13 protein-coding genes are annotated in these 12,538 nt (G+C 42.5%); 5 read left to right on the top strand and 8 right to left on the bottom strand.

The window, feature by feature from the left end; all coding sequences use genetic code 11:
- Nucleotides 1–8 precede the first annotated feature (8 nt).
- The 4 genes from DN068_RS15560 to DN068_RS22160 form a co-directional block, all read right to left on the bottom strand.
- Nucleotides 9–830: a polysaccharide biosynthesis/export family protein gene (locus DN068_RS15560; protein WP_110999861.1), complete on the bottom strand. Its 822-nt coding sequence runs from the start codon at nucleotides 828–830 to the stop codon at nucleotides 9–11.
- Between the two features lie 56 nt (nucleotides 831–886).
- Entirely contained in the window at nucleotides 887–1,648 is a 762-nt protein-coding gene (locus tag DN068_RS15565; RefSeq protein WP_110999862.1) for a tyrosine-protein phosphatase, read from the bottom strand.
- A 202-nt stretch (nucleotides 1,649–1,850) separates the two neighbouring features.
- The gene (gene pdxH, locus DN068_RS15570) at nucleotides 1,851–2,501 is read right to left on the bottom strand and encodes a pyridoxamine 5'-phosphate oxidase (protein WP_110999863.1); all 651 of its coding nucleotides are present in this window, start codon (nucleotides 2,499–2,501) and stop codon (nucleotides 1,851–1,853) included.
- A gap of 12 nt (nucleotides 2,502–2,513) precedes the next feature.
- Nucleotides 2,514–2,657 (bottom strand): hypothetical protein, encoded by a 144-nt coding sequence (locus DN068_RS22160; RefSeq protein WP_165836418.1) that lies wholly within the window; start codon nucleotides 2,655–2,657, stop codon nucleotides 2,514–2,516.
- Nucleotides 2,658–2,882: 225 nt separating this feature from the next.
- Here DN068_RS22160 and chrA point away from each other — a divergent pair, with 225 nt between their 5' ends.
- The 3 genes from chrA to DN068_RS21970 all read left to right on the top strand — a co-directional run bounded on the left by chrA (nucleotide 2,883) and on the right by DN068_RS21970 (nucleotide 5,736).
- Complete coding sequence (chrA, locus tag DN068_RS15575; RefSeq protein WP_262508864.1) at nucleotides 2,883–4,076, top strand: chromate efflux transporter; 1,194 nt, start codon at nucleotides 2,883–2,885, stop codon at nucleotides 4,074–4,076.
- Between the two features lie 45 nt (nucleotides 4,077–4,121).
- Nucleotides 4,122–5,276 (top strand): hypothetical protein, encoded by a 1,155-nt coding sequence (locus DN068_RS15580; protein ID WP_110999864.1) that lies wholly within the window; start codon nucleotides 4,122–4,124, stop codon nucleotides 5,274–5,276.
- 181 nt (nucleotides 5,277–5,457) lie between these two features.
- Nucleotides 5,458–5,736: a hypothetical protein gene (locus DN068_RS21970; protein ID WP_123985371.1), complete on the top strand. Its 279-nt coding sequence runs from the start codon at nucleotides 5,458–5,460 to the stop codon at nucleotides 5,734–5,736.
- Nucleotides 5,737–5,885: 149 nt separating this feature from the next.
- Here the strand turns inward: DN068_RS21970 and DN068_RS15590 are convergent, their stop codons facing one another.
- A complete protein-coding gene (locus DN068_RS15590) occupies nucleotides 5,886–6,518 on the bottom strand; it encodes an SCO family protein (RefSeq protein ID WP_110999866.1) in 633 nt (210 codons plus the stop codon).
- 188 nt (nucleotides 6,519–6,706) lie between these two features.
- Between DN068_RS15590 and DN068_RS15595 the strand changes: the two genes are divergently transcribed.
- On the top strand, nucleotides 6,707–6,898 hold the full coding sequence (locus tag DN068_RS15595; RefSeq protein WP_110999867.1) for a cold-shock protein: 192 nt from the start codon (nucleotides 6,707–6,709) through the stop codon (nucleotides 6,896–6,898).
- Nucleotides 6,899–7,036: 138 nt separating this feature from the next.
- On the opposite strand, the gene DN068_RS15600 is transcribed toward DN068_RS15595, so the two are convergent.
- From DN068_RS15600 to DN068_RS15610, 3 genes are all read right to left on the bottom strand, one after another.
- On the bottom strand, nucleotides 7,037–8,368 hold the full coding sequence (locus DN068_RS15600) for a sigma-54-dependent transcriptional regulator (protein WP_110999868.1): 1,332 nt from the start codon (nucleotides 8,366–8,368) through the stop codon (nucleotides 7,037–7,039).
- Nucleotides 8,369–8,486: 118 nt separating this feature from the next.
- On the bottom strand, nucleotides 8,487–8,786 hold the full coding sequence (locus tag DN068_RS15605; protein WP_110999869.1) for a hypothetical protein: 300 nt from the start codon (nucleotides 8,784–8,786) through the stop codon (nucleotides 8,487–8,489).
- 155 nt (nucleotides 8,787–8,941) lie between these two features.
- The gene (locus DN068_RS15610; protein ID WP_165836419.1) at nucleotides 8,942–11,347 is read right to left on the bottom strand and encodes a hybrid sensor histidine kinase/response regulator; all 2,406 of its coding nucleotides are present in this window, start codon (nucleotides 11,345–11,347) and stop codon (nucleotides 8,942–8,944) included.
- 667 nt (nucleotides 11,348–12,014) lie between these two features.
- Between DN068_RS15610 and DN068_RS15615 the strand changes: the two genes are divergently transcribed.
- Entirely contained in the window at nucleotides 12,015–12,431 is a 417-nt protein-coding gene (locus tag DN068_RS15615) for a helix-turn-helix domain-containing protein (protein ID WP_110999871.1), read from the top strand.
- Nucleotides 12,432–12,538: the final 107 nt, after the last annotated feature.

The raw sequence follows: 12,538 nt of genomic DNA on the forward strand, positions 1-12,538 counted from the left end.
TCATTAAACTACTTGGTCAACTCTACGATACCATATACGGCAAGTGCAGTAGACAAAAATGTGGTAATTGTTGGAAGGTAGAAGCGCAGGAAGTCGTTGGTTTCCTGACGACGAACACGTGCCGGCTCTACATAAACAATGTCATTTTGTTCCAGAAAGTAGTAAGGGCTGGTGAATGCATTTTTACTATTCATATTAATTCTGCCGAATTCTCTTTTTCCATCTCGTTCACGTATAATCAATACGTTATCTCTTCTTCCGGTAACCGGAATATCGCCCGCAGCAGAAATAGCTTCAATAATATTCATTCGTTGATTGGGCGCAATAACCGGACCGACACGTGCGACTTCCCCTAAGATTGTCACCTTGAAATTGATAATACGTGCCTCGACTACCGGATTCGTCAGATATGTCTTTAATTTATCCGATAGGTTTCCTTTCATTTGTCTAAGTGTAAGGCCCGCCACGTGAAACTTTCCAACGATAGGGAAGTCTATATTTCCCTCCCGGTCTACGAGATAGCCGCTTACATTAGTACCTGCAGCACCACCGCCAACACCGTTACTCATTGCTGTCAACGAATATTGTGTACCGCCATTATTAAACATACCTACTGGATCTTTATCTGAGATTCCGAGCGTGCTGGAAACAGTAATGGCCAAGATATCATCGGATTGTATAACTACTTCCGGACGGCTTTGAAGTGGTTGAAACGCAACTGTTGTATCATTCGGCGTATCCTGATTAAAATAAATTACTTTTTTAGGAGCAGAGCAAGAAGCAACGAATAGAAGTAAAATGATAGCAATAGCGTTTAAATACCTGAGCATATATATTATTATGTTCTGTTAACAAAAATAGTCTAAATCTTTTATTTGGCTTTCTTTTAATGTGCGAGCAGTTCCGGATTACGGAATCCGTAGTCTCTGAGCTGATGCATGATTCCTGGATGGTCATTTATCATTTTATGCAGATTGTCCATATGGCGGGAGTGGTGTAGATCTGAACCGCAAAAATCATAGAGCTTTTCTTTAAGGAGCAGTTCTGCCTGATTTTTTACCTGACGGCCATAGTAACCAAGCACAGAGAGCAAATTCATCTGGAGCATAATTCCTTTGTCTTTCAACTCGTGGTAAAGCTGAGCTCCTTCTTCATACTGGTATCGTTCAGGATGGGCCAGAATTGGCTTATACCCCAAAGATTGTACTGAGAAAATCAAGTCGCTGAAATTGCGCGGCCAGCCTGCCATGGAAACTTCTACCAGTACATAATTATCACCGAAAGACAATAAGCCTTCTGGTAATATAATATCCATGAAATAGTTGTCAAGGAAATATTCGGCTGATATGCCTAGTTCTATTTGTATATGATGGTCATTAATAAGACGTTGCAGATCTGCGAAATGGCGGCGAAGTTTTTCTGAGTTATTATCATAAAACTCACCGTGCACATGCGGGGTGGTAATTAGCTTCTTGTAGCCTTTTTCTTTAAACCGGCGAATCAAATCCAGGCTATCTTCGGGTGTTTTAGCACCGTCGTCTACTCCTGGCACCAAATGGCTATGCATATCGCATCCTAAAAAAGAAAAATCGATTATTTCTCCGACCGGCTCTTCCTGTTTTTTCTGTTTTTTAAAAAGTGACCACATGCTATTTTTCCACTGCTTATTTTTTAGGCAAAAAATCCCGTTAAATGTTTCTTAGCAAAAAGCGTTCCAATTTAACGTTGCCAGCATTCAGACTGCAAGTTTATATACCTTTTTTTAAAAACGGTAAACTATGCGCGCTAAAATCTTGCTATTATCCTGGCTAAATGGGCTAGAAACACAAAATTAATGGAGAATGGCCCGGTTAAGGCGCAAGACGATATTTTTCCCAGTTGCCGGACGATTGTTTTTTAAATACGATCCGGTCATGAAGACGGCTGCTGCGGCCTTGCCAAAATTCCAGATAATCAGGGATTAAGCGATAACCGCCCCAGTTTTCCGGACGCGGAATATCTGATCCCGGGAATTTTTGCTGAAAACTCAGCACATTTTGTTCCAGTACGCTCCTGTCAGAAATAATATGGCTTTGTGGAGATGCCCAGGCGCCCAGACGGCTGCCTGCAGGGCGGGAATGGAAATACTGGTCGCTTTCAGCAGGCGTGACGCGTGTTACTTTCCCTTCTACGCGAACTTGTCGCTCCAGCTCTTTCCAGAAAAAAACAAGAGCAGCATTTGGGTTTTGTGCCAAATGATGCCCTTTATCACTATCGTAATTAGTAAAAAAAGTAAAACCTTCACTATCCAGACCTTTCAGCAGCACAATGCGTGCATGTGGTCTGTTTTCAACATCCACAGTAGCCAATGTCATGGCATTCACTTCATCTGCGCCCGCGTTTTCAGCTTCCGAAAACCATTTCTGAAAAAAAGCCAACGGATCATTTCCGGTTACGGACTCGTCAAGTGACGCGAGTTGATAATCCTTGCGGATATCAGCAATATGGGACTGTGTCGTCAAGGAAGTGTATTATTATTTGGAAGAACCTGAACCGAGGTACTTAGCCATTACATAAACCAGTTCAATAAAAAGCAACAGACCGAAAATCCAAGCCAGAGTCGGACCTACGCTGGTATTAACTTTATCGTAGAAAGCATTTAAAAGTACTGAAGTCATGACCATTTCTAATTTGCGATGCAAGATACTGCTTTTGTTAAAAAATTGCCAGCGATTTAAAATTTTAAAGAAGCAGGAATGCTTTTACCTAAAGAATTAGTATTGATATATTTGTTCTTTCAATAAGTGTCTTGTTGTTTTGGTTATAAAAAGTCGGTTTTTTGGTCTTATTTTACGGCTTCAAAAACTAGAGCCAAACTGATATTACACAGGCATATACCATTCCTGAAAGCCGTAGCGCTTTACTCTTTCACCGCATTTGGCGGGCCGCAAGGGCACATGGGAATGATGGTAAAAACCTTTGTACAGAAAAGGCATGATGTAACGGAAGAGGAGTTGCTGGAATACAACGCTTTTTGTCAAATGCTTCCCGGCCCATCTTCTACACAGACTGTAACGCTTATCGCCTTTAAAAGAGGTGGTGTCCCGCTTGCTTTGTTAGCCTTACTAATCTGGATTTTACCAGCAACGATCATCATGAGTGCGTTTTCGTTCCTGGTATATTATTTCGACGTAAGAGACATACAGGCAAGTGTTTTTTCTTTTATCCAGCCAATGTCTGTGGGATTTGTATGCTATGCCGCGGCACGGATGATGAGAAACAATGTGCAGCATTTGGCCACCTGGGCTATTATGATCGGGAGTCTGGTTGTAACGGTTTTTTTCCGGTCACCCTGGGTGTTTCCTTTACTACTGTTGATCTCCGGTACAATCAGCAATTTCAGTAACCGGCGCATCCCTGAAGGGAAAGCGAAACCCAAACCTATTAAATGGTTTAATCTGTGGATCTTTTTTACCGTATTTGTTACCGCGGGTGTGATGAGTCAGCTGGCGCTAAAAGGGCATTGGGTACACGGACGTATTTTCAACATATTTGAGAACTTCTATCGCTTCGGAAGTATTGTTTTTGGCGGCGGACAAGCCTTGATGCCGATGATGCTGTATCAGTTTGTGATGCGGCCTATTACACGTAACCGCTCACCATGGCTTACATCAGAAGCACTGCTTACTGGCTATGGTATGGTCAATGCAGTGCCTGGTCCGGTATTTTCCGTTTGTTCGTTTGTGGGCGGTATGGCCATGAGTCAGTTTGGGGCTGCCTGGCAGATTGTAGGTTGTCTTACCGCAACCATCGCGGTGTTTTTGCCGAGTACGCTTTTGCTTTTCTTCTTATATCCGTTATATCAACATCTCAAACAGCATGTGATTATTTATCGCGCGCTGGAAGGAATTAACGCAGCAATTGTCGGAATCATCTGGGCATCCGGTATTGTGTTGTTCCAATCTATTTCGCCTGTGAGCTGGACAAATCTTGCTGTGGTGCTTATTACTTTTTGTGTTTTGTATTTAACCAAAGTTCCTGCGCCTTTAGTAGTAGCCGCCTGGTTGCTGATGGGGTGGATTGCGCATATTATCTAATCAGTGATTTTGGAATCGCTGATTTTTACCTTTTAAACCCCATTTATGAAAAAGACGCGCCTTAATTGCACCGCCTATTATTTTGCATCTGTTTTCCTTTTACTTTTTTTATTTTCTTGCCGTTCTAGGCCCAAGGCATTCAAAATCGTTCGGACCATTGAATTCGACATCAAAAAGAATTTATCTCCGGGCGATGATAATTGGCGCATCGAAAACGGCAAAGCGGTTTATATTTTCCCTTTGACCGAAACGGACAAGCATGTTTATTTCTTCGACGAAAATGGAAAGAAAAAACTGGTCGTTCCACTCAAGGAAATAAAACAACTCACGGATATCGATCGGGTAGCGGTTTTTAACTATGACTCCATATTTGTGAGCAGCAGATATTCTGGAAATTTATACTTGATAAATCACGAAGGGAGCGTGCAGAAACGAATAGTACTGGGCGGACTCGACAGCCTCGGAAGTACCTATCAGTTGATCAGTCCCGGATACAGTTCGTTTCTCTATAATGGTAAATTTTTGTTTACACTCAATCTGGCTATTTACCAGCCGCATTTAGGCCATAATCTGGAGGTTCACGAATATTATAGCATTCAGAAGCACGGACCTTATTTTGCTTTGTACACCGATCCTTTCAATAATCCCGAAAAAATAGATACGTTTTTGAACGGCTTTTTTAATCGATTTATTGACACGAATTGTAACAACCACGATAACCCGCGGCCGACTTTTAATAACGACACGATTCTTTTTTCATCTTGCTATAGCGATTCCTTGTACCTGATAAAACCGGGTCCTTTCCGGATTGTGAATGTGAAGAAGATGGAGTCTTCCTATGATCGTCATTTGTTGAAAAATGATCCGCTCCCGATTGATAGCATGGATCAGGATGAAATGCATCGGAGAGCGGAATGCCAGGGATGGATAAAAAGGCATTTGTACGATCCGTTCCGGCATTTATATATTGTGAGCATTGTTCATTCCAGAAAAGACGAAGATGAAAGACGTTCCTGGTCGGTTATTGTGCTCAATACGAAACTAGAAAAACTGGGCGAGCATGTTTTCTGGGAAGATGAATATGTACCCACGAGTATTTTGGTACACAGTGAAGGTCTGTTGATTCAAAAAAGAGATAAAGCCTATATTCAAAACAAGAAATTCGACCTGTTTTCCTATGATCTTAAACCGAAATCGTAAACTTTTTCTGGTAATTGTATTTCAATTGCCAATAATTTTCTTTGGATGTCGGAAGCCCAAAAACCGTATCCTAGCTGCGGTTCAAGAAATAACGAACCATGCTGTTGTGGCGAAAACACGAGCGGTTGTTATTATTAACCACGAGACCTGCCCGACCTGCAACAAAAAATTTGCTGATTTTATGGCCTATTATTTGAATAACGACAAATTACTTTTAGTAGTGGCGGCCGATGAAAATCAGCTGGACATCAGCCAGTTTCAAAACGGTGGCAAAAGCATTTATTTTGATACAGCGGGAATTTTAGCGAAGCAGAAACTAATCAAAAGTTCTACTGTTTTAATGTTGTCGCAGAACAATAGCGAAGTCGTAGATACTACGTTATCCATCGACGTAAAAACACAGAATCAAACTATCGATTATCTAAAGCAGGCAATAGATGCTGATTTTAGAAAGCACTAAAACAAACAACGGTTCCGCATTATGAGGAACCGTTGTTGTTATAAAATTGTTGGTCTAACGCGGCATCCTTTCTTGTCTGGATGACATGCGCGAGTGTCCATTATCATTCGTTACAAGCAGCTTTAGGCTTTGAGCCTAAGGTTAAGAAACTATTCTTTCTCCGCTTCCAGTATTTTGATGTCACCGATCAGTTGGTTTACATCGCCCATGTTGGTACCGTCATAACTGCCGCGAATGCGACCACCACGGTCTACCAGCATGAAACGGTTGGTATGGATAAAATCTGATTGAATATCTGTTGTAGCGGTATCATCTGCAGCAGTTACGAGGTAGCTGTAACGTGCGTGATCATACAATGCTTTTTTATCGCCAGTAAGGAAAATCCATTGTTTCGGATCTGCATCAAAACGGAGACTGTATTCTTTCATTGCAGCAACGGTATCTTTTTTTGGATCTACGGTGTGCGAAAGGATCATTACATCTTTATTGCCGCGGAATGCCTGATACACTTTAGTCATGTTTTCATTCATCTTCGGACAAATACCCTTACAAGTAGTAAAGAAATATTCAACTACAAATATTTTTCCCGCAACATCTTTATCTGTTATAATTTTTCCTTCCTGGTTGGTAAAGGCAAATGTATCGATCACATGACCTGGATTTCCGAGCACCGGAAGCGTTTTGGGCGTTTCACGCGTGGTTTTGTAGAAATAAGTCATGAACGCTGCACTCAGCAGGATGAAAAATGTCAACAGGAAAATGGCCGTTTTTTTCTTTTGCATAAAAAGCGAATTGCGCCGCGAAAGTACGAAGGAATAGATTCCGGATCGAACCCAGGCATGACTTTTTAGCCTTAAATGGCCTTTTTTAGCAAATCGGATGAGATGAAGGCGATTTTAACTGAAATTTTATGATTTTATTTAATGTTTTTCCCCTTATCTTTGCAGTTCATTTTTTTAATTTAATTCTAATGCAAGAAGGAACAGTTAAATTCTTCAACGAAACTAAAGGATTTGGTTTCATTACACCTTCAAATGGCGGTGCCGATCTTTTTGTTCACGTTACAGGTCTTTTGTCAGATATCCGCGAAAATGACCGCGTATCTTTTGATGTAAAAGACGGACAGAAAGGTCCTAATGCAGTTAATGTAAGAGTAATCTAACTACCGATATATTAATTGAGAAAAAGCATGCCGTTCGGCATGCTTTTTTATTTTAAGTATCTTTTGATGTTTACGTTGAAATGTTGATAAGTATGGGAGGTGCCAACTTATTAACCTGTCAATTTATTTACCTAACAGCTAGGGATCAATATTATACTTAGACATTTTATAGTAAAGAGTTTTTCTGTCTATATGTAATAGTCGAGCGGCCTTTGATTTATTGAATTTTACTTCCTGCAGCGTTTTCAGAATCATCTCTTTCTCGTTTGTCGCCTGCATCACTTTTAGGTTCTGGTTCGATTCCTGCTGGAATTCCTCTTCTTCTGCCTCCCAAAGCATATCCTCCGGCAAACATTCTTCTGTGATCAGATCACCCTGACTAAGCAGTACAGAGCGTTTGATGATATTTTTTAATTCACGGAGATTGCCCGGCCATTCATAGTGATGAAATAAATGCGTTACTTCTTTGTCGAGCCCTTTTATTGATTTGTCCAGTTCTTTATTTGCTTCCTGAATGAAGTACTGAATAAATTCGGTGAGGTCTTCCTTGCGCTGTTTCAACGAAGGCACTTTAATCGTGAATTCATTGAGCCGGTGATAAAGATCCTGTCTGAAACCTCCGTTTTTTACCGCATTCGGTAAATCTTCATTCGTTGCCACAATCACACGTACATCCACTTTTATCTGTTTGTTGCTGCCCGTTGGCTGAATGATTCTTTCCTGCAAAGCACGCAACAGTTTTACCTGAATTTCATAACTGAGATTCCCAATTTCATCGAGAAATAAAGTACCGCCTCCTGCTGTTACAAAATGTCCTTCACGATCGTTTAAAGCTCCGGTGAACGCGCCTTTCACGTGGCCAAATAATTCGCTGGAGGCAAGATCATTCGATAAAGCGCCACAGTCGATTGCTACGAAAGGGCCGGTGCTGCGTTTGCTGAGGCGATGAATTGTTCTGGCAATATGCTCTTTACCCGTGCCGCTTTCACCTTGTATAATTACCGACATATCGGTTGGCGCTACCAGTCGAATGTGCTGATACAGCATAGTTGCCGCTTCGCTGGTACCTTCAATGAATTTTTTATCGAAAGAAGTCTGTTGTTCCTGCTGATTTTTTTGCGTGAGTGCATCGCGCATGATCATAAGCAGTTCGTCGGGATTCACCGGTTTGGTGATAAAGTCAAATGCCCCGCAGCGCATGGCTTTTACCGCTGTTTTAATGTCGTGAAAACTCGTCATCATAATAGCGGGAATGCGGGCATTTACCTGCACTTCGTGTTGCAGAATGTCGATGCCAGTGCCGTCGGGCAGGCGATAATCGAGCAACAAAAGATCGTATTGCGATTTCTGAAGTACTTTGATACTGTCTTTTACATTGGATGTAGCTGTGACCTGGTGACCTTGTCGTTTCAAAAAATTTTCCAGCACCAGCACAAAGCTACTGTCATCTTCTACCAGTAATATATTCATAGAGTTGGAACGCTTGCTCCATACAAATAACGTACAAAAAAGGGAAGCGGCCTTAGGCAGCTTCCCTTGAGTAAGAAAATATTAACAAAACTCCGGAGAGAGCATTTCTTTTGTTTTATTAGATTTTCTTACCGTCTTTATCCAACTTAACCGTGTTACGTGCGTCGCCTTTTTTTAATTCAATTTCGTAGTAAGGTGTAGCGCCTTTGATTTCAAAAGCGTTGTTCACTTGCCAGTCTTTATATTCGTCGCCGGCCAGCGTTGTTTTTACTGCATCTGGCAGGCTGGCAGGGTCTACTTTAGTTTTAGTTTCCTGTGTTTGGGCCGTTTGAGGGGCTGCTGCACTTTGTGCTGTTACAACTGATGCAGATGTGGCGATGAATGCTACTGTCAGTACAGAGAAAATCAGCTTTTTCATAGTCGTTCTTTTTATTTGAGTTGAAAAATAATTTCAAGTCTATAAGGAACCATTACTGTGCCAATCGGATGTAAAAGATGGAATAAGGCTGATTTTAAATGATTTGTGGTGTGCCACGCGTTTTGGTTTCAAGAGGAAAACTGTTGCATTTTTCGTCAACCTGTGGCTACAGTCTGCAGTTGTGCATTCACTGCTGCCAGCAAATTGCGTAACCGTTCTGCTAATGTGGTTACCGTAGGCAGTGCACCTGAAAGATTTCCCTGACGGATATTGACTTCTGTCTGGCGAAGCTGTCGTGAAATATCTTTAAAACCCATTTGTCCGCAGCGTCCGGCCAATCTGTGTAATGCTTCTGGTGTGGCGGAAAGCTCGTTATTCGTCAGATGATTTTCCAGCAGCTCAAGATCCTGAGTAGTTTCATTGATAAAGCTGCCTAGTACTTTTTGCAATACAGCCGGGTCATCGCCAATCATTTTTTGCAGCGAACTAAAATCAAATTGCTCGCCATTGTTTTTTGATACAGTGTGCCCGTGTTGCAAAATGCTGATGAAATCCGCTTCAAGGAATGGTTTGCGCAGCAGATTGTCGAATCCTTCTTCCAAAATATGCGCATGTTCATCGGGCATTGCCTGCGCTGTGAGTGCTATATAAGTTGGTTGTGTGGCGCCGAATTTTTCTTTCAGCGCATGCATCAATTCAAATCCATTCATACCTGGCATTCTGATGTCCAGAAACACAGTTTTTACATCGTTGATATTTGCTTCTGCCAAGGCTTTCTCCGGATTGTCAAAACATTCATGTGCAATCTGGAATTTGGTGAGGATCATGCTGCATAATTGCAGAATAAACGGATCATCATCCACAATCCACACTTTGCCGTTGTAAGAAGCTTTTGTGGTAAGCAGGAGGTTTTCTTTCGGAATAGCGACAATCGGGAAGGTGAGCGTCACGATAAAGCTGGAACCCACACCAGGCTCGCTACTCACGCGGATGTCGCCATTTTGCTGGCTTACCAAAGCGCGAACAATACTTAATCCGAGGCCGGTACTTTGGTAGTTGGCATTGTTTTCGGCGCCTTGCTCAAACTGGTTGAAGATCCGCTCCATGTCTGCATTTGCAATACCAATGCCGGTATCGGCGATCACGAAGTGGAAGGTTGCAGATTGTTCGTGTTCCGATTTTTTTACATGGAAAAGTATGGTGCCTTCGTGGGTAAATTTGATGGCATTGCCGAGCAGGTTATACAATATCTGTTTCAGACGAAATGCATCGCCGCTTAAGTATAACCCATCGTCTTCGGTAGTATCAAAGTCAAACGTCAGACCTTTTCTTCTGGCAAGTGGTGCAATGGTTTCATTGATTTCGGTCAATACCTGTCGCATATTAAAAGGCTGATTGCTAAAGTTGAATTTGCCTGAAACGATACGACTATAATCGAGCACTTCATTGACGATTTGCAGCAGATGCCTGGACGAACGATAGATAATATCGACATCTTCCGGCTTGGGATTTTTTTGTTGTTTCAACTGCTCCGCAAAGCCAATGATTGTTTGCAGCGGTGTGCGCAATTCGTGGCTCATATTGGCCAGGAAACGCTGTTTTACCTGACCCAGATGTTCTGCTTCTTCTTTGGCAACGATGAGCTGTTTTTTATAACGGTTGCTGCGCGCGATGTCGGTAATGATGAGGAACATTAACACTGCTGCGCCTACGGCAAAACCGATCAGTATATAGTTGATCTGCTGAATGCTGTTGTGAACAAGTGCGGTTGACGCCGCATTGTTTAGCTCCACTTGTTTGATCTCTTCGGATTCGATATCCTGAAGGATGACCAGCATTTTGTTGATAAGAATATTGCCGGCACGTGTAAATGCAAGCTCACGGCTGAGCAGGGTATTTCGGCTCTGCTGCCGCCTGACTTCAATGGCCTGAATGGCATTGCTGAGTTCGGTGATCAGGCTGTCTTCCTTTACCATGGCCAGTGTGTCCACTTTTACTTTCAGCTCTTCCTTAATCAGTTTTTGCAGCGGCGCCTGTGCTACCGTTTTCTTTCTGCCGAATAGCTTGTCCCAGAGGGAGCGTTTTTCAGGTTGCTCTTCAGGCGAAGCCAGCATGCTGTCCATCGGAACGATGGTAGTAGTGGTGACTTTGTTCTCGGTAGTAATGATGTTGCTGTCTGTCTGCACGGTGTTTCTGGCTATTTCAGCAGCAAGGCTTTGTAATTGACCGGAAAGGGTGTTGTCGTTGAGTAATTCTACCCGCAGTTGGAGATAGCTGATGAATAATTTATCACGTTGTTTCAACAGTTTTTTCAGGCTGTCGATACGGTGTAATTGCGGATCGTCTTCAATACTGGCAATGCGCAATGTATCCAGCATTTTTTGCAACTGTGCTGATTCTTTGAGGAATGGATTGTATGGCTTCTTTTTATCGCGGAGCGCCTGGGTGCGCTGCAATTGATCGAGCCGTACCACATCTCGGAAAATATTATTGACAAGTCGCAGTTTCTGATTTGGTTCGGAAAGATGCTGTACGGTGCCGAGCATTTTCTGAAAAGCCATTTTCGATACGCTTCGAGCTAAAATGATTGTCAGGCAGGCGAGTAGGAACGCAAGAATGATCTTGCTGTAGACTGCTCCTGAGAATTTTTTGATAAAAGGGGATGGCATAACCGTAGGTGACTAAAAAGACCATGCCATTGCTGGAAGGTTTAATATGTTAAATAGGTAAATGGTTAATTGGTTGATAGGTTTATACGTTGATAGGTTTATACGTTTTTGAGGGTTGTGGTTTTATGCGCCATGTCGACGGTAGGAGACGTCTCGCGTAATGTGGGGGGGTAATGGAAGAGGCGCCGACCTATCAAATCAATAGGTCAACCTAATGATTTGATAGGTTAGCCTATTGTTGTGAATAGGTCCACCTATTAAATTGATAGGCGGACCTAATGGTGGGAATAGCTCCGCCTAATGATATGAATAGGTGGAGCTGTCAAATGGACAGGTGGACCTAAGGGTTAGTGTAGGTCGACCTAATGAAGTGAATAGGTCGGGCTGTCAAATGGACAGGAGGACCTATTGGTTGAGATAGGTCCGCCTAATGGTGAGAATAGGCGAGCCTAATGATTTGATAGGTGAGCTTAGTGAATCGGTAGGCTCCTCATTGCTCGTAATTCATCGTTCGTGCTCATTGTTAAACAACTATATTTGCGCATATAGCTAATGGATTATGTCACATCACAAAGCACACCACGGTAAGAACTTGCGGAAATTTCGCGAATGGAAAGGCTTAAAACAGGAAGCGCTGGCATTTGAGATGGGCGACGATTGGAGTCAGAAGAAGATCTCGCTGCTGGAGCAAAAAGAACAGATCGACGATAAGATCCTGGAACAGCTTTCTACTGTTTTGAAAATACCGGTGGAGGCTTTTGATGCGCTGAATGAAGATCCTTCTATTAATATTATTAATAGTACGTTTAGTGATCAGGCCGTAGGAGGAATTGCCACCAGTGCAGGTGATTATATTGTTAATCCAGTGGAAAAGTGGATGGAGGCGATGAAGAAGAATGAGGAATTGTATGAGCGGTTGCTGCAAGCGGAGCGTGAGAAGGTGGAGATGCTACAGCAGTTGCTGAATAAAAAATAAAGTAAGGGACGCGGCTTATGCCGCGTTTTGTTTTTCCCGCCGCGAAATCAGGTTGCCACGTCGTCCCCACAATTTCATTGTGAGAGGACTCCTCGCAATGATTGCTA

The sequence above is a fragment of the Taibaiella soli genome, from assembly GCF_003236175.1.
Lineage (GTDB): Bacteria > Bacteroidota > Bacteroidia > Chitinophagales > Chitinophagaceae > QKTW01.